Source organism: Pseudomonas triticifolii (assembly GCF_014358015.1).
Lineage (GTDB): Bacteria > Pseudomonadota > Gammaproteobacteria > Pseudomonadales > Pseudomonadaceae > Aquipseudomonas > Aquipseudomonas triticifolii.
On the sequence record NZ_JACONV010000001.1, the window covers coordinates 753,068 to 777,508 of the forward strand.

The 24,441-nt window shown below is 59.6% G+C and carries 22 protein-coding genes and 2 pseudogenes; 7 read left to right on the forward strand and 17 right to left on the reverse strand.

The window, feature by feature from the left end:
• Positions 1–18 precede the first annotated feature (18 nt).
• From H8S56_RS03200 to H8S56_RS03215, 4 genes are all read right to left on the reverse strand, one after another.
• Positions 19–1,845 (reverse strand): glycoside hydrolase family 15 protein, encoded by a 1,827-nt coding sequence (locus H8S56_RS03200; protein WP_187517845.1) that lies wholly within the window; start codon positions 1,843–1,845, stop codon positions 19–21.
• Positions 1,838–2,638: a glucose 1-dehydrogenase gene (locus tag H8S56_RS03205; protein ID WP_024687182.1), complete on the reverse strand. Its 801-nt coding sequence runs from the start codon at positions 2,636–2,638 to the stop codon at positions 1,838–1,840. Before H8S56_RS03205 ends, H8S56_RS03200 begins: the two co-directional genes overlap by 8 nt.
• A gap of 81 nt (positions 2,639–2,719) precedes the next feature.
• Positions 2,720–3,757: an NADP(H)-dependent aldo-keto reductase gene (locus H8S56_RS03210; RefSeq protein ID WP_187517846.1), complete on the reverse strand. Its 1,038-nt coding sequence runs from the start codon at positions 3,755–3,757 to the stop codon at positions 2,720–2,722.
• Positions 3,758–3,876: 119 nt separating this feature from the next.
• On the reverse strand, positions 3,877–5,688 hold the full coding sequence (locus tag H8S56_RS03215) for an ABC transporter ATP-binding protein (RefSeq protein WP_187517847.1): 1,812 nt from the start codon (positions 5,686–5,688) through the stop codon (positions 3,877–3,879).
• Between the two features lie 93 nt (positions 5,689–5,781).
• Here H8S56_RS03215 and H8S56_RS03220 point away from each other — a divergent pair, with 93 nt between their 5' ends.
• Positions 5,782–6,207 (forward strand): DUF1810 domain-containing protein, encoded by a 426-nt coding sequence (locus tag H8S56_RS03220; RefSeq protein ID WP_187517848.1) that lies wholly within the window; start codon positions 5,782–5,784, stop codon positions 6,205–6,207.
• A 31-nt stretch (positions 6,208–6,238) separates the two neighbouring features.
• Here the strand turns inward: H8S56_RS03220 and H8S56_RS03225 are convergent, their stop codons facing one another.
• Positions 6,239–7,312: a DUF1615 domain-containing protein gene (locus H8S56_RS03225; protein ID WP_024687178.1), complete on the reverse strand. Its 1,074-nt coding sequence runs from the start codon at positions 7,310–7,312 to the stop codon at positions 6,239–6,241.
• A 79-nt stretch (positions 7,313–7,391) separates the two neighbouring features.
• The gene (gene glsB, locus H8S56_RS03230) at positions 7,392–8,300 is read right to left on the reverse strand and encodes a glutaminase B (RefSeq protein WP_024687177.1); all 909 of its coding nucleotides are present in this window, start codon (positions 8,298–8,300) and stop codon (positions 7,392–7,394) included.
• A gap of 153 nt (positions 8,301–8,453) precedes the next feature.
• On the opposite strand from glsB, the pseudogene H8S56_RS03235 reads away from it, so the two are divergent.
• A pseudogene (locus H8S56_RS03235) lies at positions 8,454–8,606 on the forward strand (ABC transporter substrate-binding protein); the annotation flags it as partial.
• A 178-nt stretch (positions 8,607–8,784) separates the two neighbouring features.
• Here the strand turns inward: H8S56_RS03235 and H8S56_RS03240 are convergent.
• From H8S56_RS03240 to sfnG, 6 genes are all read right to left on the reverse strand, one after another.
• On the reverse strand, positions 8,785–8,967 hold the full coding sequence (locus H8S56_RS03240) for a hypothetical protein (protein ID WP_024687168.1): 183 nt from the start codon (positions 8,965–8,967) through the stop codon (positions 8,785–8,787).
• Positions 8,968–9,059: 92 nt separating this feature from the next.
• Positions 9,060–9,554: a copper chaperone PCu(A)C gene (locus tag H8S56_RS03245; protein WP_024687167.1), complete on the reverse strand. Its 495-nt coding sequence runs from the start codon at positions 9,552–9,554 to the stop codon at positions 9,060–9,062.
• On the reverse strand, positions 9,548–10,153 hold the full coding sequence (locus tag H8S56_RS03250; RefSeq protein WP_187517849.1) for an SCO family protein: 606 nt from the start codon (positions 10,151–10,153) through the stop codon (positions 9,548–9,550). The genes H8S56_RS03245 and H8S56_RS03250 overlap by 7 nt, the downstream gene beginning before the upstream one ends.
• A 123-nt stretch (positions 10,154–10,276) precedes the next feature.
• Entirely contained in the window at positions 10,277–10,657 is a 381-nt protein-coding gene (locus H8S56_RS03255; RefSeq protein WP_024687165.1) for a hypothetical protein, read from the reverse strand.
• A 137-nt stretch (positions 10,658–10,794) separates the two neighbouring features.
• The gene (locus tag H8S56_RS03260; protein ID WP_187517850.1) at positions 10,795–12,387 is read right to left on the reverse strand and encodes a sensor domain-containing diguanylate cyclase; all 1,593 of its coding nucleotides are present in this window, start codon (positions 12,385–12,387) and stop codon (positions 10,795–10,797) included.
• A 297-nt stretch (positions 12,388–12,684) separates the two neighbouring features.
• Positions 12,685–13,791: a dimethylsulfone monooxygenase SfnG gene (gene sfnG / locus H8S56_RS03265; protein WP_024687163.1), complete on the reverse strand. Its 1,107-nt coding sequence runs from the start codon at positions 13,789–13,791 to the stop codon at positions 12,685–12,687.
• Between the two features lie 269 nt (positions 13,792–14,060).
• Between sfnG and H8S56_RS03270 the strand changes: the two genes are divergently transcribed.
• The 4 genes from H8S56_RS03270 (at position 14,061) to H8S56_RS03285 (ending at position 16,970) form a co-directional block, all read left to right on the forward strand.
• A complete protein-coding gene (locus tag H8S56_RS03270; RefSeq protein ID WP_187517851.1) occupies positions 14,061–14,501 on the forward strand; it encodes a YqaA family protein in 441 nt (146 codons plus the stop codon).
• Positions 14,502–14,719: 218 nt separating this feature from the next.
• On the forward strand, positions 14,720–15,073 hold the full coding sequence (locus H8S56_RS03275; RefSeq protein WP_187517852.1) for a hypothetical protein: 354 nt from the start codon (positions 14,720–14,722) through the stop codon (positions 15,071–15,073).
• 295 nt (positions 15,074–15,368) lie between these two features.
• Positions 15,369–15,854 carry a flavin reductase family protein gene (locus H8S56_RS03280; protein WP_024687160.1) on the forward strand — a complete coding sequence of 162 codons (486 nt, stop codon included), beginning with the start codon at positions 15,369–15,371 and terminating at the stop codon, positions 15,852–15,854.
• Positions 15,855–15,932: 78 nt separating this feature from the next.
• Complete coding sequence (locus H8S56_RS03285; RefSeq protein ID WP_187517853.1) at positions 15,933–16,970, forward strand: LLM class flavin-dependent oxidoreductase; 1,038 nt, start codon at positions 15,933–15,935, stop codon at positions 16,968–16,970.
• A gap of 278 nt (positions 16,971–17,248) precedes the next feature.
• Here the strand turns inward: H8S56_RS03285 and H8S56_RS03290 are convergent.
• The 5 genes and pseudogenes from H8S56_RS03290 to glnT all read right to left on the reverse strand — a co-directional run bounded on the left by H8S56_RS03290 (position 17,249) and on the right by glnT (position 23,240).
• Positions 17,249–18,573, reverse strand: a pseudogene (locus H8S56_RS03290) (ammonium transporter).
• Between the two features lie 305 nt (positions 18,574–18,878).
• Positions 18,879–20,216 carry an FMN-binding glutamate synthase family protein gene (locus tag H8S56_RS03295; RefSeq protein WP_187517854.1) on the reverse strand — a complete coding sequence of 446 codons (1,338 nt, stop codon included), beginning with the start codon at positions 20,214–20,216 and terminating at the stop codon, positions 18,879–18,881.
• Between the two features lie 15 nt (positions 20,217–20,231).
• The gene (locus H8S56_RS03300; RefSeq protein WP_187517855.1) at positions 20,232–20,915 is read right to left on the reverse strand and encodes a GltB/FmdC/FwdC-like GXGXG domain-containing protein; all 684 of its coding nucleotides are present in this window, start codon (positions 20,913–20,915) and stop codon (positions 20,232–20,234) included.
• Positions 20,916–20,926: 11 nt separating this feature from the next.
• Positions 20,927–21,832 (reverse strand): class II glutamine amidotransferase, encoded by a 906-nt coding sequence (locus tag H8S56_RS03305; protein ID WP_024685132.1) that lies wholly within the window; start codon positions 21,830–21,832, stop codon positions 20,927–20,929.
• A 73-nt stretch (positions 21,833–21,905) separates the two neighbouring features.
• On the reverse strand, positions 21,906–23,240 hold the full coding sequence (gene glnT, locus H8S56_RS03310) for a type III glutamate--ammonia ligase (RefSeq protein ID WP_187517856.1): 1,335 nt from the start codon (positions 23,238–23,240) through the stop codon (positions 21,906–21,908).
• 288 nt (positions 23,241–23,528) lie between these two features.
• Between glnT and H8S56_RS03315 the strand changes: the two genes are divergently transcribed.
• Positions 23,529–24,134, forward strand: coding sequence for a helix-turn-helix domain-containing protein (locus H8S56_RS03315; protein WP_024685134.1), 606 nt, complete (start codon positions 23,529–23,531; stop codon positions 24,132–24,134).
• The last annotated feature ends 307 nt before the right edge of the window (positions 24,135–24,441 follow it).

Consider the following 24,441-nt stretch of genomic DNA (forward strand, 5'->3'; position numbering starts at 1 on the left):
TCCCCCGTGCAGGTCGACTCAGGGCTGCCAGAGCGCTTGACCGCCACTCAGTTTGCGGTCCAGAAAGGTGGCCGCGCTGATCAGCGCCAGATGACTCAACGCCTGTGGCGTATTGCCCAGATGATGGGCGTGGGCGTCGAACTCCTCGGCGTACAGACCCAGCGGGTTGGCGTAACGCAGCAGTTGCTCGAATTCCAGATGCGCCTGCCCGACCCGCCCGGCGCGGGCCAGGCATTCGACGTACCAGAACGAGCACGCGACAAATGCGCCCTCTTCACCTTCCAGACCATCGTCGTGATCGTCGTCATTGCGATAACGGAACACCATGCCGTCGCGTACCAGCGTGCGCTCGATGGCGTCCAGCGTCGCCAGCCACTTGGGATCGCTGGCCCCGACAAAACGTACCAGCGGCATCAGCAGCATCGAGGCGTCCAGGTTGCGGCTGCCTTTGTACTGCACGAAATGCCCCAGCTCTTCGTTCCAGAAGTTGCCCCAGATGTCGTCGTGAATCTGCTCACGTACCTTGGTCCAGCGCTCGAAAGGACCCGACAGCGAGCGCTTGAACGCCAGACGCAGCGCCCTGTCCAGCGCCACCCAGCACATCAGCCTGGAGTGCAGGAAATGCTGATCACCGCCGCGCATTTCCCAGATACCCACGTCACGGTCATCCCAGTGCTCGCACACGTAATCCACCTGACGCACCACGTGCTTCCAGCCGTCATGGGAAATCGCATCGCCGTACTTGTTGGCCAGGTAAACGGCGTCCATCAGCTCGCCGTAGATATCCAGTTGTGTCTGTTCGTACGCTTCGTTGCCGATCCGCACGGGCAGCGCGCCACCATAGCCGGCCAAATGATCAAGGTGTTCTTCAGGCAGCTTTTCGCGGCCGTCGAGGGCGTAGAGAATGCCCATCTTTTCAGTGCCCTCGCAGCAATCATCCAGACGACCGCGCATCCAGCCCATGAACGCATTGGCCTCATCGGTGTAACCCAGACGCATGAAGGCATACACCGTAAATGACGCATCACGGATCCAGGTGTAGCGGTAATCCCAGTTACGCTCGCCACCGGGCGTTTCCGGCAAACCGAAGGTGGCTGCGGCGATGATGCCGCCGTGCTTGCGCGAAGTTAGCAGTTTGAGTGCCAGCGCCGAGCGCATAACCGTCTCGCGCCAGCGCCCGTGGTACAGGGACTGGCCGGCCCAACGTCGCCAGAATGCGAGGGTGTCGTCGAAATACCGTGAGCATCTGCCGGCCGCGACATGCGGATCATCCACACCGCCGAGGATGAACTCGATGATCTGCCCCTTCTCCATCTGGAACTCGGCCAGTGCCGCGTGCTGCTCCACCTGCAAAGGGGTTGTCGCGGACAGGCGCATGCCTGGCTGACCCGTGGCCTGAAAGCACACGTCACTGCCTTCCAGGTGCGCGGTGGTCTCGACACGGCTGTAATCCATACGCACCTTGCAGCGCATGCGTATCGTGGCCTTGCCGAAGCGCACCTGAACCCGACGCACAATGCGCGGCAAATCGTCCTTGTCTTCGCCAATGGGCATCAGGTCCGTGACCTCCACGACCGCCTCTTCCGATATCCAGCGGGTCTGCAGCACGTTGGTGTCCGGCAGGTAGATCTGCAATCGACGCGCGTCAGGCAAATCCGGCGCCAATTGGAAAATTCCTGCGTCGGTGGTGTCCAGCAACGCGGTAAAGATTGACGGGCTGTCGAAGTCCGGCCAGCAACAAAAATCGATGCTGCCGGTATCGGCAATCAGGGCGGCACTGCGCATGTCGCCGATGATGCCGTGGTTCTCGATCGGGTTCTGTGCTTCTTCCGGGAAATCAGCCATTGCCACGAAACTCCGGATAAAGGGTCATCCCTCCGTCGATGAACAGGGTCGTGCCGTGGACGTAATCCGAGGCATCAGACGCCAGCCAGACCACTGCGTTGGCAACGTCTTCGGGTTCACCGATGCGGCCATAGGGGATGAGTTCGAGCATCTTGCTTTCAGCATCGCCTTGCCTGGCATCGGCATTGATCGGCGTACGAATCGCGCCGGGTGCAACGCTGTTGACGCGAATTTTCTGCTCGCCCACTTCCTGCGCAATGCTGCGCATGAGCAGGTCGACGCCCCCCTTGGAGGCCGCGTAATTGACATGTCCGGCCCATGGAATGACCTGGTGCACCGAACTCATGTGAATGATCTTGCCCATCGCCCGTGACACGTGGTCACGCATGCCCTGGCGGATGAACTGGCGCACGGCCGCGCGCGCGCACAGGAACTGGCCGGTGAGGTTGACGTTGATCACCGTGTTCCAGTCCTCAAGACTCATGTCGACGAACGCGGCATCCTTTTGCAGGCCCGAGTTGGCGAACAAAATGTCCAGCGCCCCGAACTGCTCGATGGTCTGGGCGAACATCCGTTCGACTTCGTCTTCCTTGGACACATCAGCACCGATGGCGACGGCTTGTCCACCCGCCGCACGAATCTCGTCCGCCAGTTTCTCGGCCGGTTCCGCCTTGGAATGGTAATTGATGACCACCGCCGCGCCGGCGTCTGCCAGCGCGCGCGCTGCTGCGGCGCCAAGACCGGAACTGGCGCCGGTCACGAGTGCGACTTGTTGCTTGAGAGAGATGTGCATCGGATTTCAGCCTCGAAGTCTGCTAGAGCATGCGTTAGATGCTGACTCGCGAGGCTGAAAGTTAGTTCAGTGGCGTTCGGCTTACGGCGCCGGGTTAGGTTGCGAAATATGGATGGCTTCGATGCCGGCAATCACTTCGTCCGACAGCGTGACATCAATGCTCGCCAGGTTGACCGCGAGTTGATCCAGCCTGGTAGCGCCAATGATGTTGCTGGTCACGAAAGGCCGGCTGGTGACATACGCCAGCGCCATCTGCGAAGGGTCAAGACCGTGCTCACGGGCCAGCGCCACGTAGCGGGCCGTAGCGCTGACGGCTTGCGGGTTGTTGTAACGCTGGAAGCGTTCAAACAGGGTCAGGCGACCATCCGCCGGACGTGCGCCGTTCAGGTATTTGCCAGCCAGCACACCGAACGCCAGCGGCGAGTAGGCCAACAGACCGATCTGCTCGCGAATGGCGATTTCCGCCAGGCCGACTTCGAAGGTGCGATTGAGCAGGTTGTACGGGTTCTGGATCGACACAGCCCGCGGCAGGTCCAGCTTTTCGGCCAGATGCAGGAAGCGCTGGGTGCCCCACGGCGTTTCGTTGGACAGGCCGAAATGACGAATCTTGCCCGCCTTGACCAGATCGCCCAGCACCGAAAGCGTTTCTTCGATTTCCACGGCAACGTCGTCAGGGTCGTGGGTGTAGCCCAAAACACCGAAGAAGTTGGTCTTGCGATCCGGCCAGTGCAGTTGGTACAGGTCCAGATAGTCGGTGTTAAGGCGCTTGAGGCTAGCATCCAGCGCGGTGGTGATGTTGTGGCGATCCAGACGTGGATTGCCATCGCGGATGTGTTCCATGCGGCCGGGACCTACGACCTTGCTGGCCAGTACCCAGTCACTGCGATCGCCGTACTTCTTGAAGTATTCGCCAATGATGCTTTCGGTCTTGGTATAGGTTTCGCCACGCGGCGGCACCGGGTACATCTCCGCGGTGTCGAGGAAATTGACCCCGGCCTCTTTGGCCATACGAATCTGCTCGAAGGCCTCGTCCTGCGTGTTCTGCTCGCCCCAGGTCATGGTGCCCAGCGTGATGGCGCTGACCGACAGATCAGTCTTGCCCAATGAACGAAATTGCATTGATCACTCCATCCGGTAGATAGGAAAGCGCACAGGGGCGCCATAAAAAACGAACCCTATAAAACGCCGACAGGTGACGCACTGCAAGGACTTTTGTTGCTTTTGATGACAGTTTTCATCTAGCGATAACCCTGAGCCTGGAGGTCGAAAAGCGCGGCGTAGCGCCCTCCCGCCTCGATCAGGCTGTCGTGACTGCCACGTTCGAGCACCCGCCCATGCTCCAGCACCACAATGTGTTCGGCATTGCGCACGCTGGAAAAACGATGGGAAATCAGCAGCGTCATGCGGCCTTTGGCGTACTCGCGAAAATGGTCGAACACTGCCGCTTCCGCCCCCGCATCCAGCGCGGCAGTCGGCTCGTCGAGAATCAGGATGTCGGCGTCACGGCGCATGTAGGCACGCGACAGCGCGATCTTTTGCCATTGGCCGCCGGACAGCTCCTGGCCACCCGCGAACCAGCGTCCCAGTTGTGTTTCATAACCCTTGTCGAGCTGCTCGATGAATGGCGCGGCCATGCCCTGAGCGGCGGCTTCGCGCCAGCGTGCTTCGTCATGAAACGCTTCAGTGTCGCCAACTCCGAGGTTTTCGCCGACCAGAAACTGGTAGCGAATGAAATCCTGAAAGATCACGCCGATTCGGGTACGCAACGCCTCTTCGTCCCATTCCTGAAGATCACTGCCGTCGAGCAGGATGCGGCCATGATCGGGCCTGTAGAGCCGGGTCAGCAGCTTGATCAGGGTGGTCTTCCCCGAACCGTTCTCGCCGACCAGTGCGACGCTGCGGCCCGGTGCCAGGTGCAGGTCGATGTGTTCCAGCGCCGGACGGCTGGTGCCGGGATAGGTGAAGCTCACGTCTTCGAAACGCAGGCCGTCACCTGGCAGTGCGCCGTGAGCCAGGCTTCCGGTCGGCACGATGACCGGCTGGGCCAGGTAGACATAAAGGTCCGACAGGTAGAGGCCATCCTCGTACAGGCCACTGATCGCGCTAAGGCTGCTGCTCACGGCTGCCTGACCCTGCTTGAACAGCACCAGGTACATGGTCATCTGGCCGAGCGTGATGCGGCCGTGCACGGCATCGACGACTACCCACGCGTAAGCCAGATAGAACGCCGCAGTGCCCAGCAAACCCAGCAGAAATCCCCAGCCGTCGCGGCGCACGGTCAGGCGGCGGTCTTCGGCGTAAAGCCGTTCGAAGGTCTCGCGATAGCGTTTGAGCAGCAGCGGCGCAAAGCCGAACAGCTTGACCTCTTTGATATAGCCCTCATGGGAAAGCAGCGTTTCGATGTAATTCTGCCGCCGGGTTTCCGGGGCGCGGCGGGTGAACAGCCGGAATGCATCGCCGGAAAAGTGCGCCTCGGCAAAGAACACTGGCAACGCGCCCAGCACCAGGATCGCCAGCGCCCAAGGCGAGAAATGCACCAGCAGCACAGCAAAGCTGATCAGCGAGATGAGGTTCTGCAGCAGACCCAGCGACTTGGTGACCAGCGCCAGCGGCCGTGTCGAGGCTTCGCGACGAACGCGTACCAGTTTGTCGTAGAACTCCGAGTCTTCGAACTGCATCAACGACAGGGTCTGCGCCTTCTCCAGAATCAAGGTGTTGACCTTTTGCCCCAGCAATACGCGCAACAATGCCTGCTGCACCGACAGGCCGCGCTGGGCAGCGGCGAGTAATGCCAGCACGCCCGCCTCGTAAAGCACGTAGCGCAGCACCGGCCAAAGGGGAGCCTCTCCGGTGCTGGCATGCAATTGCATGGCACTGACCACGGCATCCACAATGCGCTGGCCCAGCCAGGCGGCCAGCGCAGGCAACAGGCCAGCCACCAGTGTGGCGAGGATCAACCCCAGTGACAGCCACCGGGAGGTGGTCCAGACCAGTTGCATCGCGCGCAAGGCCTGCTGCATGAAAGACAAAAAACGCTTGAAAACCGGCATACGTAAAAGAACTCTGGATACGGAACCAACCCCGCAAAGGTCGGCCATCATACGGCCGCAGACGCTGGCTCGCTAAAAAACAGGAGGCCCATCATGAACGATGCTCACAACCTGCAACGCTTTGTTGATGCTCAGCAACCCATGTTCGCACACGTACTGGCGGAGCTTGAAGCCGGGAAGAAACGCAGCCACTGGATGTGGTTCGTGTTCCCGCAAATCCGTGGACTGGGCCGCAGCGACATGGCCCAACGCTACGCCATCAGCAGCCTTGATGAAGCCCGGGCCTACCTGCAACACCCACTGCTCGGATCCCGCCTTGAACAGTGCGCCCGGCTCATCGCCCCCCAGGTAGCGCGTACGGCTCGGCAAATATTCAGTTCACCGGACGACATGAAGCTGCAGTCGAGCATGACCCTGTTCACGCTCGCAGCGCCCGACCGGACGATTTTCCAGGCGGTGCTGAACACCTTTTTCGATGGCGAGCTGGATGAAATGACGGTGAAGCGGATACGCAGTTGAGTCAGACAAAGAGCGTCCTGAGCGCTCAGTGTCACAGCCCCGCCGGAGCACGCTGCACGCAACGCTCACGCCGGTCATCCACACGCTCGGCGAACCAGGCGGTGGTCAGTTTGCGAGTGATCTTCGGGCTCTTCAGCGTGATGCCCGGCAAAATCGCGCGAGGCAGTGGCTTGCCCGCCGCCCGGTCGGCCATCGCGAAGACCTTGCGGTACAGCGCGGTGTCTTCGAACTCGAACGTGTCGCCCTGCTTGAGCTGGCTCCATATCTGCGATTTGTTCATGCCCAGACGATCACCCAGGGTCCGAACGGCCAACTCGGTGGAACCCGGCGAGGTGGAGTCGAAGCGAATCAGGTCGCCATCCAGCGCCAGGTCGATTCCGGTCGCCTGACTGACGGCAGCCTGAAAGGCCGCATTGCGGCTTGCGTACCAGCCAGCGTTGAAGTCGGCGAAGCGATACAGCGATTTGTCATAACTCACCGGGTAACCCAACAGGTGCGCAATGCCGAAGTACATGCCGCCCCGTCGGGTGAAGACCTCGCGTCGGATCGAGCCATCAACCGTGTAGGGATAGTCCTCGGCACGCTTTTCCGCGAAGGCGATGCTGACCTGCATCGGACCACCGGTCTTGACCGGATTGAAGGTGCCGAACAGCGCCTGACCCAACGGCACCATACCGATGAAGTCATCGAAGATCGCGCTCAGTTCCTTCTCTGTGCGGGCGGCATCGAGGCGCTTGCCGTAGGTTTTTCCATCCGGCGAGCGGACGCGCAGTGCGGTCGCGATCAAGGCATTGGGAATGTGCAGCCGCGCCGCACGGCGGTCGATCTCGGCGCGCGCGATGCGGCCCATGTTCGGCACTGCCGGATCAACCGAGTAGGTAGACTCCTGCTCGGTCACAGCCAGCACGGAACACACGTTTTCGGTGGTGAGGGGGATTTTCTGCGCGGCGAAGGCTGCATGGATATCCGTGGCCCACGCCTGGCGATCACTGACCGTGGCCGGCATCAGGCGCAGAATACGTGCCCGCGCCTGCTCGGGCGTCAGCTCCGGTTCCTGGGGGCGCTGAGTGCCGCACGCGGCCAGTAACATCAGCGCGACGCTCATCGTGAGCGACTTGAACAAACGTCGTTTCAATCCATGACTCCGCTGGCGATGCTTCAGAGGTGGGCATCAGTGTTCAAGGTTAAAACACTGACCAGTCGATCCTCGCACTGAGTTTTTCCAGTGCAGCCATACCGACAAGCGAATTGCCTGCCGCGTTCAACTCCGGGGACCAGACGCAGACCGAAAACCGCTCTGGCACGACCGCGACGATGCCGCCGCCCACGCCGCTCTTGCCCGGCAGACCAACACGGTAGGCAAAGTTGCCCGCCTCGTCATACAGGCCACTGGTGGCCATGATCGAGTTCAATTGAGTGGCCTGCCGCGCGCTGAGAATCTGCTCGCCACTGTGGGTGCAGAAACCCTGATTGGCCAGAAAGCCGAAAGCACGGGCCAGGTCGATGCAGCTCATGCTCAGGGCGCAATGATGGAAGTAACTGCGCAGCACGTCTTCCACATCACCGTGGAAGTTGTCGAACGACTTCATGAGGTACGCCGCTGCGGCGTTGCGCGAACGGTGCTGATATTCGGATTCAGCCACTTTGGAATCAGAGGTGATCGAAGGGTTGCCACACAGGCGCCGCACAAAGTCGCGCATCGACAACGACGGCGCGGCGAAGCGCGCCTGATTGATGTCGCAGATCACCAGCGCACCGGCATTGATGAACGGGTTGCGCGGCCTGCCCCGCTCGAACTCCAGCTGCACCAGTGAGTTGAACGGCTGACCTGAAGGCTCGTGGCCGAGGCGCTGCCAGATGTCCTCACCGGAATGCCCGATGGCCTGCACCAGGCTGAAGACCTTGGAAATGCTCTGGATCGAAAACCGTGTCTCGGCATCCCCGGCGCTGAACATCTGACCGTCATTGCCGTACACCGCGATGCCCAATTGATCGGGTCTTACCTCACCGAGCGCCGGAATGTAGTCGGCGACTTTGCCCTGACCGAGCAAGGGTCTAACTTCATCGAGGATTTCGTTCAGCAGGTCTTGCATGTGTGCGCCCCTTGTTTTGGGTGCGCACACTACACCAACCCAAGGCGCCTCGCATCATCGCGACGTGATATCGCGATCCTTCGCAAACGCCTGCCGATCAACCAGCTCGGCGACCTTGACGGCATGCGGAAAGATTTTCTTCTCGACGAATAGCTCATCGACCAGCCCGAATTCCAGTTCACCATCACGCCCAGGAACACCTACCGGTTGGCCGAACTCCTGTACCGCGTCGGCGCAAACAAGAACAAACCCGTATCGTGGCAAGACGACTTCTTCCAGGATGCCAAGCCCCTGCAAGGCTGTTGAACCCCAGGCGCGTGCTCGACGCTACGCTGTCTCGCGACAGCCGCCAAAGCGTGGAAAGCGAATGGCTGGCGATGAAGGACAACGCGATATCAGTCGATACCGCCTAATCGTTAGTTGCGGCCTGGCGCGCCTGCAAAAACAGGCTTTTAGGGCGTGTATGCAACACAGACCTTAGCCATCAGGACGGACGCGACTTGCCCCATTCACGAACAGGCAGGGAAGCGGCATAGGCCAGGGCTTCCTGCCGGGTATTGAATGAAGCGAGTCGGTCTTTGGGTGTGCAGACCGTCCAGGGTCCACGGTTGACGCAGATCAGCTGATAGCCATTGATCTGGGTTTTGGAAAGCATGGGAGCACTCATATTCACCTCCGGTAAAAAGAGAAAATAGTCGTGATGCCCGCTTACCTTACACCTGGACGGTCAGGCTGAGATGGCCGCTCAGCCGGTAGTTGTCAGTGACCGCTGTGGTCGCCATGGCCACTGTGTTCATTGGTTGTCAGGGATCTGGCCACTGCCGTTACCTTGATCGACTCCTTCACACCCTTGGCGTTTTCCACCGTCAGGGTCAACGGCACTTGATCGCCTTCTTTGACCTGCGCCGCGAGCCCCATGAACATGACGTGATAGCCGTTGGCGTCCAGCACCACTGACTTGCCCGCTGGCAGGTCGATCGAAGGCACTTGCTGCATGTTCATCACGTCGTTTTTCATGCTCATCTGATGGATCTGAACGGTTTTGGCGACCGGCGAAGCGACATCGACCAGCTTGCTGTCCTCGCTGCTGGTGATACGCATGAAGGCGCCGGTGGCAGGTTGTCCCGGCACGGTGGCGCGCACCCAGGCATCATCGACCTGCGTCTGGGCAAACGCCTGAGCGCTCAGGCCCAGCAACGAAACGGCCAACAGCATGGGTTTTACGGCGTTACGAATCAGCGTATTCATCAACATACTTCCATCAAAGTGAGCAAATCTTCGGTGCATTGCTGGGCAGTCAGCTTGTGTGAAAGCCCCAGGCGCAGCACGCCACGGGTGTCGTAGACATAACTGGTGGCCGTGTGGGAGATCGTATAGGTATCGCCGAGCGGGACCTTTTCGAAGAACACACCGAACTCTTTCGCCGTGGCAGCGGTTTCTTCAAGCGTGCCGGACAGCGCGACGAAGGTCGGATCGAAGGCTTTTACATACGCGTCGATAACCTCTGGCGTATCGCGCTCCGGGTCCAGGGTGATGAACACCACCTGAAAGGTCTTGCCATCCTCGCCCATCAGCTTTCTGATTTGCGCCGCACGGGCCAGCGCTGTGGGGCAAACAGCCGGGCATTGGGTGAAGCCGAAAAAGACCATCGGCATCAGGCCGCGAAAGCTCGACAGTGTCTTGACCTCGCCCTTCGAGTCCTTGAGCCTGAAATTGCGGCCGACGATTTCGTTGCTCATGTCCTTGCCATGCTTGAATGGCAGAGCATTGGAGTTGCCACAACCGGCCAGCAGGCCAAGGCTGAGCAGCGAGAGGCCCGAGACCACTTCGCGGCGGGTGAAATTCTGCATCATGTATTACGTCCTTTGAAGGATAAGGCGCGGCCGCCGGCATTAATCCAGCAACCGTTCCCGTAAACAGACAAGGCAGGCGTGCCGCTATGCCTTGTCACAACCGATGAGCATAGGCGCGCAGGCTCAAGGTGCCTGCGCGATGCAGCCGGGCGAGGCGTGACGAGGGGCCTGGCGAATCAACCCTTGCGGGATGCGCAACCGGATATTGAGAATGCGCGACAGCCAGCCCAGACCGATGAAGAACAGCAGCGCAAGGGTCAGCTTGCCGGCAAAGGCGCAATCGAAGGCGGCCAGTTGCATGACCTGTGCGTGGGTACTTTTGTCCATTGCAGGTGATGAAGCGCCGCCATCACCGCAGATGTCGTTTGCCGATGCCGATGCCGATGCCGACGAAAGCACCGACAGCATTTGTCCGTGGCCGAATCCACACGCCACGCCATTGAACAGGACGAAGCCGTACAGCATCCAGGCGATAAGCGAGCGGTGAGTTCGGACGAAATTCATGGTGGCGAATTTACCACTCAAGGCTGCTGGCGAACACCGCGAATGCTGTTACAAAAAACGTGCAGACGGGCGAGCCGCGCTGTCATGGGCTGCACAGCGGGTGCGACAAAACGGCGCAGGCCGCCTAACCGTTCAATTCAGTTCTGCGCGTCTGGCGAGTGATCCGTCGCCGCTGCGTCCGCTGCAAGGTGTTGCGCCTGCGTCCACGCGGGCACCGTATCAGTGAAAACTTCAGAAGCCACGCAGACTCGATTACGCCCCTGCGACTTGGCGGCATAGAGCGCGCGGTCGGCCAGCTGGATCAGCCCGCGCGGGTCCAGTTGCCGATCGGTGCCGAAAAATGTCGCCACCCCCAGGCTGACGGTCACGATCCCGAAAGGGCTCGCCGGGTGTTCGATTCGGCTGTCTTGCAGTTTTTCCAGAATGCCTTCAGCCACCCGACGGGCGCTGGCTTCATCGGTATTGGGCAGCACCACAGCGATCTCCTCGCCACCATAGCGGGCGGCAATGTCGCCCGGACGACGAATGCACTGCTCGACGAGCCGGCTGATCGCAACCAGGCACTCATCCCCGGCCAAATGGCCAAAGTGGTCGTTGTAGCGCTTGAAATGGTCCGCGTCGAGCAGGATCAACGACAGCATGTTGCGCTCGCGTCGGGCACGTTTGAATTCGATCTCGATGAACTGATCGAAGCGCCTGCGGTTGGCAAGCCCGGTCAACTTGTCTTCGGATGCAATGAGTTGAAGATGCTGGTTGAGTTCGATCAGGGTCGCCTGGGAAACACGCAATTCGTCTTCAACACGAATGCGGCTGTGAATATGGACGATCAGGCGAACACCAAGACCGACTACCAGCACGAGCAGCACCAGCACCAGTAACAGCGACTGTTTGGCCTGCACCATCCAGGCGTGCATGGCCTCCTGCTGACCCAGCGCGACCACCGTCACCAGCGGGTAGGCATCGCTGCGCTGAAAAGCGTAGAAACGAGGCACCCCGTCCAGCCGGGAAACGAACTCGGTGGTTCCGGATCGCTGGTCAGGGTACAGGTTGAAGATAGGTGTCGAGGACAAGTCGCGGCCGACGTCTCCTTCGCGATAGGGATAGCGCACGTGCACCTGCCCTTTCGATGTGGTCAGGCTGATGACACCTGAGTCTCCAATCTGAATGTTGGAATAGAATTTAAGCAGATGATCGATACCGATAGTCGCGACGATCAGACCCGCGAAGCTTGAGTCCCGATTATCAATGCGCCGGCTGACCGAGATGACCCACTCGCCCGTCGCGCGACTGCGAATCGTAGGCCCGACGAAGGTGGCACGACTGGTGCTATCGGCGTGATGCTGGAAATATTCGCGCTGTGCGCTGTTGATACCAATGGCGTTCCCATTGGTCGAAAAGATGCAGTTACCGTCGGCGTCATAAAGCGACACACTGCTGATCTGCGGTAGCGTTCCCATTGCACGTGCAATGACCGACCTCAGGCGTTCGATCTGCGCAGGCCCCGTGCCGTCCTTTTCAACGCGCTCGGTCAAGCCGAGCAGCATGACCTCGCTCTGTTTGAAAATACCGTCGGTGTAGGTGCTTAGCGCGCTCGCCAGGTTTGCGCTGTTGGTCCGGATGTTTTCAAAGGTTTTCTGGCGCGCAGTCCAGGTTTGCCAGACCATGAGCAGCACAACACAGGTACAGGTTGTACAAATCAGCCATGAGGCAAGCCTGAGATCGCGTTTCAAAGCCTGCCTCCGTAACGAATGAGAGCTCGCGCAACGGATTCGCACGATACCTGGGCATGAATGTTCAGATACATCGATATTCCTGTATCGGCATCAATGGTCGTGAGCTTCGACGCCCGACGCTGCACCTGGCGAATGACCAAGTCCAATCGAGCAGTCCAATCGAGCAGCAAACAGGGGGCAACATACGCACAAGTGCGCACATTGGATCACATGTTCAGGATTTTTTTTCGAAGGGCCGTGAGCGCGATGGCTCACGGCAATGGGGCGGGTATGTAGCGAGGGTGCTTGAACGGATCAGGCTACTGCGGGGCTTTGCACAGCGGCGTGCGCGGAAGCGGCTTCCAGCTCACGAACCAAAGGCAGTACATGCTCGCCGAAATAGGCGACTTCTTCCTGGAAGTGCAGGAATGCGGACAACACCAGATCAACGCCGACGGCCTTGAGCTGCACGATGCGCTGGGCGATCTGCGCAGGCGTGCCGATCAGGTTGGTCTTGAAGCCATCGTTATATTGCACCAGGTCCTGAAAGGTGGACTTGGCCCAGTTGCCCTCGCCCTCCGGGCTCGCCTTGCCAGCCTGTTTCGCCGCATCACCAAAGGCATTGACCGCTTCCGGGTCGGCCTTGTCGACGATTTCGGCCAACACGGCGTGTGCCTCCTCCTCCGTGTCCCTGGCAATGATGAACGCGTTGACACCGATCTTCACCGAATGCCCGTTGGCGGCGGCCTTGGCACGGATGTCATCGACCTGAGCCTTGATGCCTTCCACGGTATTGCCGTTGGTGAAATACCAGTCTGACACGCGGGCCGCCATGTCCCTTGCCGCTCTGGAACTGCCGCCCTGGAAGATTTCCGGGTGCGGACGCTGGATTGGCTTGGGCTTGAGGGTGTAGTCGTGAAACCGATAGAAATCGCCTTTGAACGTAAAATTATCTGTGGTCCAGATACCTTTGAGCGCGCGGATGAACTCCTCCGAACGGCGATAACGCTCGTCGTGCTCAAGCCAGGGCTCACCGATGGCGGTGAACTCGCCCTTGAACCAGCCACTGACAATGTTGACTGCCACGCGTCCGGCAGTGAGCTGATCGATGGTCGCCAGTTGTTTGGCCGCCACGGAAGGCGTCCAGGGCCCTGGCAGAATCGCGGCGATGACTTTGAGCTTATCGGTGGCGGCCAGCAGCGCATGACTGAACGCGACTGACTCGTGCTGGTATTCGGCCCCGTAACCGGCCGTGAAGCGAATCTGCGTCAATGCGTATTCAAAGCCTGATTTCTCGGCAATCTGCGCCAGTTTTCTGTTGTAGTCGATGGTCCAGCTGGTGCGCTGTTCGATCGTGCTCACCACCAGGCCACCGCTGACGTTGGGTACCCAGTACGCAAATTTGATAGGGGTTTGACTCATATCGTTACTCCTCCGGCTTCAGGGTCCCGAGCGCAAGAATCGAGCGGGCTTGATGCACAGTGACGGAGCAGCAACCGTGCCAGCCTGTTATTTCATTAAATATCAATAAGTTAATCAGCCTGGGTGAGACGAGTCGCTGTCGACGGACCGCCAAGGTGTCGAACCGGTGTTGTGCAGGAAACAGTGCGTGTTCTTGTGGGAGCCTGCCACCTGCAACACAATGCGGCGCCTTCACTCACGAAGGTCCCGCATGCACAAGGCATCTGTCGATGTTCGAACTCTCAAGCTACTTCGGTCTGTTCATGGCGGCATTGGGTGCAGCGACGCTGCTGCCCATGCAATCGGAAACCGTGCTGGCCGCAATGCTGATCAGCAAAGCCTATCCGGCCGCGGTACTGCTGTGGGTCGCAACAGTCGGCAACGTACTGGGCTCTGTCCTCAACTGGCTCCTCGGCCGCTCCATCCTGCGCTTTCGCCACAAACGCTGGTTTCCGGCCAGCGAAGCGCAGCTGGAAAAAGCTCAGGGCTTTTACCTGAAGTACGGCTACTGGTCGCTGCTGCTGAGCTGGATACCCATCATCGGTGATCCGCTGACAGTGATCGCAGGCGCCCTGCGAGAACCGCTTTGGCGCTTTGTGCTGATCGTCACGCTGGCCAAGGGCTTGCGCTATGTGGTGGTCGCTGCGCTGGTGACTCAGGCATTTGCCTGATGTCAAGAAAGACATCGGCATAATCACGCCAATACATCGGCAGAAAAACAATTCTGCCCACTAAAAAACGCGTGTTGACGACAGACGGCGAGCATGGATTACCACCCGTCAGGAACCCGCTGCAAACCCGACAGAAGGCATGGTCACGGGCTATCCAAGCGGCGTGCATCGACGTACGTTTGGATCCAATGAAGCCTTGTTCATCTGCAGGAGCACCGATGAAATTTCATGCCTGGTTTTTGTTGTTCATGATCCCCGCCGTGTCCGCACACGCCGATGGTAAACACGGTGCCGATGGTAAACATATTGTGGTTCCACACGACCCCACCGGGCAGCACGAGCTTGTGGAGAAGAGCGGCGCTCCGACAAATCGGGTAGTGGTGACCCGCCGCGAGAGCCTGTTGGGCGTGATCTACTCCAAACGCGTCTATAACTGCACCAACCATACGGTCAACCTGGTGGGCACCGGCGCAACGCTGGAGATCATGGGAAGCGCTAACGCCGTCAGCGGCATGGGCCCGGTGATTCGCGACTCTACCTCCGAATACATTCAGACCGAAGCCTGCAGTTAAGCGGCTCCCCCCTCATCAGTCAGTGGCGGACTCGTCCATGAAGGGGCGGTACATTCAGGCAAAGTGATTTGTCCGAAAGTCAGTCTTCGTGAACACGTCCACTCAGGTTGAAAACCCATCTCTGCTGAGCGTCATACCCACCTTCGACAGAACAATCCAACGCAGCGCTTCACAGGAAGCGCTGCGTAGCTGTCTGCGCGTCTGATCGACAAAAAACACTTGCACCGCGAATATTACGGTATACCATCAGACAGACAATAATTGTCGCTGTCGGCACACCGAGCAGAGGTAGCAAATGATCGACGCAACTGACTACAAGAACGTCATGGGCTCCTTTCCATCGGGTGTCACCGTTATCACCACGCTGGATGAGAATGGCGAAGTTGTCGGCCTGACTGCCAGCGCGTTCAGCTCCCTGTCCATGGACCCGCCGCTGGTCCTGTTCTGCCCCAACTACAGCTCCGACTCGTACGCCACGCTGATCAAAAGCAAACGCTTCGCCATTCACCTGCTCTCCGGCGGCCAGCAGGAAGAAGCCTACGCGTTCGCCCGCAAAGGCAAGCTCAAGGCGCAAGGCATCGAGTGGACATTGAGCGAGTTGGGCAATCCCCTGCTGAACAACGCCACGGCAATCATCGAGTGCGAATTGTGGCGCGAGTACGAGGGCGGTGATCACGCGATCATGGTCGGCGCGATCAAGAACCTGATTCAGCCCCAAGAGCCCGTCGACCCGATGGTGTACTGCCGAGGCAAGATGAGCACCCTGCCCGCTCTCATCTGACGTGCACTGGTTCTTCCCACACATTTGAAAATACGGGTGCTGCCACCTACGCACCCTGGTCCGATCGAGGTAAGCGTCATGAAATTTTCGCTGTTCGTGCACATGGAACGCTGGGACGAAACTGTCAGTCACCGCCAGCTCTTCGAAGACCTGACCGAACTGACGCTGATGGCCGAAAAAGGCGGTTTCAGCACAGTCTGGATCGGCGAGCATCACGCGATGGAATACACCATCTCGCCAAGCCCCATGCCATTGCTGGCGTATCTGGCGGCCAGAACCGACACCATTCACTTGGGCGCAGGCACCATCATCGCGCCGTTCTGGCATCCCCTGCGGGTCGCTGGCGAATGTGCGTTGCTGGACGTCATCAGTAACGGGCGCATGGAAGTGGGCCTGGCACGCGGCGCCTATCAGGTCGAGTTCGACCGCATGGCAGGCGGCATGCCTGCGTCCGAAGGGGGCAAGGCGCTGCGGGAGATGGTTCCGGTGGTGCGCGCGCTATGGCAAGGCGACTATGCCCACGACGGCGATATCTGGAAATTCCCCACGTCTACCTGTGTGCCCAAGCCCATCAACACCCCGCCGATGTGGATTGCCGCCCGCGACCCGGACTCACACAACTTCGCGGTGGCCAACGGCTGTAACGTGATGGTCACACCGCTGATGAAGGGCGACGAGGAAGTTGTGGACCTGAAGAACAAATTCGAGACCGCACTGGCCAACAACCCGGGCGTGCCGCGCCCGCAATTGATGGTACTGCGTCACACCCATGTCCATGCCGAGGATGATCCTGAAGGCTGGAAAGTCGGTGCCAGAGCCATCTCGAAGTTCTATCGCACCTTCGATGCCTGGTTTGGTAACAAGCAGACGCCGGTCAACGGTTTCCTGGCGCCGAGCCCTGAAGAGAAGTTCGCCGAACGCCCGGAATTCACCCTCGACAGCCTGCACAAGACTGCGATGATCGGCACCCCGGAAGAGATCATCCCGCGCATCAAGTATTACCAGGAACTGGGTGTCGACGAGTTCAGCTTCTGGTGCGACAACAGCCTGCCGCACGCCGAAAAGAAGAAGTCGCTGGAACTGTTCATCAAGCACGTGGTGCCAGCGTTTCGGTAAAGTCTCGCCGATACGGCGCTGTCTCGCAGCAGACACCGGACTGTTGACGAAGCGCTGAATCTGCTTCTGCCCGGAGGGCGTGGGAGCTCTCGAAGGTTACGACGGCAGCGATGGGCTGCGCAGCAGCCCTTTGAATGCATCTGACGCACCACTTGCGCAGGTTTTGCTGCCGGTTCCCGGCAGATCGCCGGCAAGCCACCTCCCACAGTCCGGTGCTTGCTGCGTGACAGCGCTAAATCGAAGAAGTGGTGGGCCTCCCACCACCAACGTACATCACCTCAATGGTTATAAGCGCGCTCGTTGTGCTCGGACAGATCAAGCCCCGCTCTTCGACCGTCTCGTGGGCTCGCAAGCCAACGAGCGCCTTGACCACCTTGAGGATCACCCAACTGACCCCGAAGCAATAGACCGTGGTGAACAACACGCCTTTGATCTGCGCAATAACCTGCGCACCCATGCTCACGTCCGGCACCAGGCCACCCATTGAAGGCACGCAAAACACCCCGGTCAGAACCGCACCGATCATGCCGCCGATGCCGTGCAGGCCGAACACGTCGAGGCTGTCGTCATAGCCCAGACGTTTCTTCAATACCGTGACGCTCAGATAGCAAAACACCCCGCACAAAACGCCAATCGCCAGTGCGCCACCAACGCCAACATAAGCGCATGCAGGCGTGATCCCCACCAGACCTGCCAACGCGCCGCTGGCCAGACCCAACGCACTTGGTTTGCCGACCTTGAACCACTCGGTGAACATCCAGCCGAGAATCCCGGCGCAGGCACCCACCTGGGTGTTGAGCATGACGATGCCGGACGTGCCGCTCAGGCCACCGCCGGAGCCAATATTGAAACCGAACCAGCCGACCCAGAGCATGGCTGCGCCAGCCATGGTCAGGCTCAGGTTGTGGGCGGGCATCGGTGCGTTCTGATAACCCTTGCGCTTGCCCAACACCAGACAGGCCGCCAACGCCGCGACGCCTGCATTGATATGTACGGCAGTGCCGCCTGCGAAATCCAGTACGCCCCAGTTATGCATCAGCGCCCCCGCCCCGCCCCAGACCATGTGCGCCACTGGCGCATAGACAAAGGTGAACCACAGCGCCATGAACAGCAGCGCGGCCGAGAATTTCATGCGCTCTGCGAAGGCACCGGCAATCAGCGCCGGTGTGATGATGGCGAAGGTCATCTGGAAGGTCACGAACACGCCTTCCGGGATATCGCCGACGAGACTGTCTGGCGTCATGCCCGCCAGAAACGCACGGCTCAGACCGCCCACGAAACTGTTGAAGGTCACCTGGCCTTCGACCATGTTGCTGGTATCCACCACCATGCTGTAGCCGTACATCACCCACAGCACGCCCACCACTCCAGCGATGCCGAAACACTGGGTGAACAGTGACAGCATGTTCTTGGCGCGCACCAACCCGCCGTAGAACAACGCCAGACCCGGAAGGCACATGAACAGCACCAGTACCGCGGCGGTGATCATCCAGGCGGTGCTGCCGGTATTGAGGACGGGGGTTTCTGCCGCCTGTGCCAGCGGGGCAAATATGCCAAGTGCAAGTGATGCCAAAAGGGGTTTGCCGAGTAGACGATTGACCATGTTCAAAGCTCCCGCAAATGAATGGAAAGTGCCGGGCAGCAAACAAAGGTATGTATCTGGAACAACGGGCCTTTGTGGCCTCTTATGAGTGACTCACCACTCGTTCCTCCCGCTCCGCGCGCGGTCTTGAATGCGCAGCGCAGAGGCCAAGCAGAGCGTCATATCTTGCTGCAACCAACGGGCTGTGGGGGGCGGCTTGCAGGCGACGCGCTCGCTTAAGCGACCTGTCTGTGACTGAACTGACGCCATCGCCGGCAAGCCGCCTCCCACGGGTACGCATTCAGATGGACGCGATCATCAGCCGGTCAATACCCGCTGCCAGCCCCTGGAATCCACGAGGTGCCCGCCAGTGGCACGCGGGCCATGGCTGCGGATTCAACGGTCAGCGCGACCAGGTCTTCAGGATCAAGGTTATGCAGGTGCGACTTGCCGCAGGCGCGGGCCATGGTCTGGGCTTCCAGCACCAGCACACGCAGGTAGTTGGCCAGACGACGACCGCCCTCCACCGGGTCGAGGCGTTTGGACAGCTCCGGGTCTTGTGTGGTGATGCCTGCCGGGTCGCGACCGTTCTGCCAGTCGTCGTAGAAGCCCGCTGCCGAACCGATCTTCTTCAATTCTTCATCCAGACGCGGATGGTTGTCGCCCAGCGCGATCAGCGCCGCTGTGCCAATCGCCACCGCATCGGCCCCCAGCGCCATGGCCTTGGCCACGTCGGCACCATTACGAATGCCACCGGAGACAATCAACTGCACCTTGCGGTGCATGCCCATCTCTTGCAGCGCCTGAACCGCTTGCGGAATGGCGGGCAGGATCGGGATACCCACGTGTTCGATGAACACTTCCTGAGTCGCCGCAGTACCGCCCTGCATGCCGTCGAGCACGATCACGTCGGCACCTGCCTTCACCGCCAGCTTGACGTCGTAGTACGGACGGCTGGCCCCGATCTTTACGTAGATCGGCTTTTCCCAGTCCGTGATTTCACGAATCTCGGCAATCTTGATCGCCAGATCGTCCGGGCCGGTCCAGTCGGGATGCCGACACGCCGAGCGTTGATCGACGCCCACCGGCAAAGTGCGCATGCCCGCGACTCGCTCGGTGACTTTCATGCCCAGCAGCATGCCGCCGCCACCTGGCTTGGCGCCCTGCCCCAGCACGATTTCGATGGCGTCGGCCTTGCGCAGGTCATCCGGGTTCATGCCGTAGCGCGACGGCAGGTACTGATAGACCAGGTGCTGGGACTGGCCGCGTTCTTCGGGCGTCATGCCGCCATCACCGGTGGTGGTGCTGGTGCCAGCGATGGTTGCGCCGCGACCAAGGGCTTCCTTCGCGTTGGCCGACAACGCACCGAAGCTCATGCCCGCAATCGTCACCGGAATTTTCAGGTACAGCGGCTTCTTGGCGAAACGGTTGCCGAGCACCACGTCGGTGCCGCACTTCTCGCGATAACCTTCCAACGGATATCGGGATACGCTGGCACCCAGCAACAGCAGGTCATCGAAGTGCGGCAGTTTGCGCTTGGTGCCGCCGCCGCGAATATCATAGATGCCGGTTTCGGCGGCGCGCTGGATTTCCTGAATGGTCAGGCGATCAAACGTGGCCGACTCGCGCAGGACCGGGGCTTTGGGAGAGGTGGAATCGCTCATGGTCTTGCTCCTGGATCAGTACGCGGAGGCGTTGTCGACTTTGAAGTTGTACAGCTGACGGGCCGAGCCATAACGTTTGAAATCCGTCGCCCTCTCGTTGAAGCCTGCGCGGTTGAGCAGTTCCTGCAATTCCTGCAGGTGCTCTTCGCGCATCTCCTTGGCAATGCAGTCCGAGCCCAGCGACTCGACGGTGCCTTTGACATAGATCCGGGTTTCATAGAGCGAGTCGCCCAGCGCATCGCCTGCGTCGCCACAGACCACCAGTCGTCCGGCCTGGCCCATGAAGCAACTCATGTGGCCAATGCTGCCGCCGACCACAATGTCGATGCCTTTCATGGAGATCCCGCAGCGGGCACCGGCGTCGCCTTCGATCACCAGCAGTCCGCCGTGGGCCGTGGCACCCGCCGCCTGAGAGGCGCTGCCTTTTACCCGAACCGCGCCGGACATCATGTTTTCCGCGCAGCCGACGCCGACATTGCCATGCACGGTGATTGAGGCTTTCTGGTTCATGCCCGCGCAGTAGTAGCCCGCATGGCCCTGAATATCGATGGAAATGGCTTCATTGACGCCGACCGCCAGGTTATGAGCGCCGTCAGGGTGAGTCACCACCCACTCGCGGTCTTCCAGTGCTTTCACCTGATCGTGCAGGGCCTGATTGAGGTCACGCACAGTGGCGTTGGACAGATCGATGGTTTTCATATGCGTGCTCCTTAGGCCGACTCGCGTTCCCAGATGTACATGGTGGCCGGGACAGGTTCCCAGACCCTGGCGTTCTCGATCCCCGGCAGGCTGGACAGCGCCTGATACTCCGAGGCCATGGCGACGTAATCGTCGGTCTCGGCGAGGATCGCCGGTTTGCAGGCAATCGGATCGCGAATCACCGCAAAACCATTGCGGGTGCCGATGGCAAAGGTGAAGAAACCGTCGAGGTCCTCCAGGGATTTATCGAGCGCCTGCTTGAGGCTGTCGCCCTGTTGCAGACGCCAGGCCAGGTAACCGGCGGCCACTTCAGTGTCGTTGTCTGTTTCGAAATGAATGCCTTCGCGGCGCAGGTTCTGACGCAGACGGAAGTGATTGGACAGCGAGCCGTTGTGAACCAGACACAGATCAGCCCCGGTGGAAAACGGATGGCTGCCTTCCATGGTCACGGCGCTTTCGGTGGCCATGCGGGTGTGGCCGATGATGTGACTGCCCTTCATCGAACTGAGCCCGAAGCGTTGGGAAATCTCCCTTGGCAGACCCATGCCCTTGAGGATCTCGATGCTTTGTCCGGCGCTCATGATGCGCACGGTCGGCGCGAGTTGCGCCAACAAGGCACGCACCGGTGCTTCTTCGGCCTGAATCTTGAGGACCACCGCGCTGGCGTTCTGAAACCAGTCCAGTGGCAGGTTCAGCGTGCTTTCAATCTCGGCAATCAGCGCCTTGAAGTCGTACGCCTCAGTGGTTGCCTGCAAGGTCAGCTTGATCCAGCCATCGGCCACTTCATCGCCGTAAATGGCGAACCCGGCGCTGTCAGGACCGCGATCGGTCATGGCTTCGAGCATCGGTTCGAACAACTGGCCGAGCTGCGATTCCAGCGCCGGATTTTTCAGGTAAAGCCCTACGATTCCACACATGACTCAACTCCTGGGCAGAGACGTCCCGCCCAGCGGCAAGACGTCAAAAACGGTTGCGTGACGATCCGCTGGATCAGAAGAATTCGATGTAGCGCTTCACTTCCCAATCGCTGACATGGCGGCTGTATTCCACCCATTCCATGCGCTTGAGGCGCACGAACTCGCCGACGATCTCGTTACCGAGCACTTCGGCGAACAACGGATCGGATTCCAGCGCGTCGCAGGCTTCCTTGAGCGATTGCGGCAAGGTCTTGATGCCACGGGCGGCGATCTCTTCAAGGCTCAGCTTGTAGAGGTTCTCGTTGCAGACGTGGTCGATTTCCAGCTGGCGGTCGATTCCGTCCAGGCCTGCGGCGATGATCGCGGCGCTGACCAGATACGGGTTGCAACCGGCGTCCGGCAGACGGAATTCCAGACGGCCATAAGGGACCCGCACCATCGCTGAACGGTTGTTGGCACCAAAGGCGATGAACGCTGGCGCCCAGGTCGCGCCTGACAACGAATTGCCAACCACCAGCCTTTTGTAGGAGTTGACTGTGGGCGCGGCGAACGCGCAGAGCGCAGGACCATGCGCCAACAAGCCGGCAGCGAAGTGATAGGCCATCTTTGACAGCCCCATACCGCTGGGGTCGCTGGCGTCGTGGAACAGATTCTTGTTGCTGGCGCTGCCGATCGACAGGTGAAAGTGCATGCCGTTGCCAGCGCGCTTGGGATCGGGTTTGGGCATGAACGAGCAGATCATGCCCATGTCGTTGGCGATCTCGCCTGCTGCCATGCGGAAGAAGGTAAAGCGATCCGCCGACTCCATCGCGTCGCTGTAGGTGTAGTTGATCTCGAACTGGCCGTTGGCGTCTTCGTGATCGATCTGGTAGATGTCGAAACCGACTGGCTGCAGCGCTTCGGTCAGGCGTTCGAGAAATTCACGGGAGCGCGACAGGCCTTTGTAGTCGTAGCAAGGCTTGTCGAGGTTGTCACTGGCATCGACCATTTGCAGGCTGCCCGCGGCATCGCGCTTGAACAGACTGAACTCGGGTTCAAGGCCGGTGTTAAGAGTCCAGCCGCGCTGGGTCAGGCGTTCGACCTGTTGCTGCAGCACGAAACGGCTGTCATAAGGCCAAGGCTTGCCGTCCACATGCCCAATGCACACCACCCGACCGTAACCGGGCTGCCAAGGCACCGGCGTCAGCGAAGACAGATCGCCCTTGGCCATGAAGTCGGGACCATGTGGCTCCATGCCCATACCGCAAATGGCAAACCCGGCGAAACCGGCACCGTCTTCGGCAACCATTTCCAGCCCCGTGACCGGCACTGATTTGGTCTTCGACGAGCCATGAATGTCCACGAACTGAGCCAGCACGTACTTGATGCCGTGCTGTTCGATCAGACGCTGTGTTTCGGGTGGCAACATGAGACTTGTCTCCTGGCATGGGCAAAACGTTTCAGGTAGGAATCGTTGTTTAACTGTCCGCTTACTATATTCCGCAAAGGAAAGTTAATTTCTCTTTAGGAATGCAAAGCGCTTGCCAGTTTGGTATGCCAGGCGTTGAATCCGTCAGGGAGGGGAAATTCTGCTGTTTATATGGGAAACTCGTTTTCTCTCCGGGAATAATCTGCTGATTATTTGGCTGACATGCACATTCCCAGTGCGAAATAAAAATTAACGAGCGGAAACCGTGCAAACCTGATGACAGACTCTATGAACAAGCCGAATGAAACGCCTCCCAAGCTGAAGCTTGAGCAATACCTGGGCATTCAGATCAAACGTCAGCGTCAGGCGCAGGAGCTGAAACTGGCCGACGTAGCGCGGATTGCCGGGATCAGCCAGGGCATGCTCAGCAAGATCGAGAACGCCCAGGTCTCGACCAGCCTGGATAATCTCAGCCGACTGTGTGACGTGCTGGGCATGCCCATGTCCAAACTGTTCAGCCAGTACGACCAACAAGGCGGTAGCGCGCTGCTGGTCAAGGCCGACGAAGGGCTGGAAGTGGTCAGGCGCGGCACCGAGAAAGGCCATACATATCACTTGCTGAATCACACCCGAGGGCCGAAGAAAAGTTTCGAGGCATACATGGTGACGATGGACGATGCCAGTGAAGAGTTTCCGACCTTCTCCCACCCAGGCACCGAGTTTTTGCATCTGCTGGAAGGCGAGTTGATCTACCGCCACGGAAATCAGCTTTACCCCATGCAGGCGGGCGACAGCCTGACCTTCGACGGCGACATTCCCCATGGGCCGGAGCAATTGGTGCAGGTGCCGATCCGCTTGCTGTCGATCATGAACTATGGGGCGCCGGGGGAGTAAGCTCTGCCCGTCACATCCATCCGATAGGTCCCACGCGCCTGCCTGGGACCGCCTCACAGGACGATCTGCGTCCGTGTCTACGCACTGAATACCTGCCGGGGCAGACCCGAATGAGACGCTGAGCGTCCAGGGCCGAGTTCCGAAGCAGAGCGTGAACACGATCACCTAGAGCCCACACGGAAATATTCCCCTCAATCAATAAAGTTTCCAGAAACCTCTGGACGCTGCATTTCCTTTCGCCTATAAAACAGCCTTCACGAATATTTAATTCCTGATAGGAATTTTTATTCATCTATCAAAACAGTTT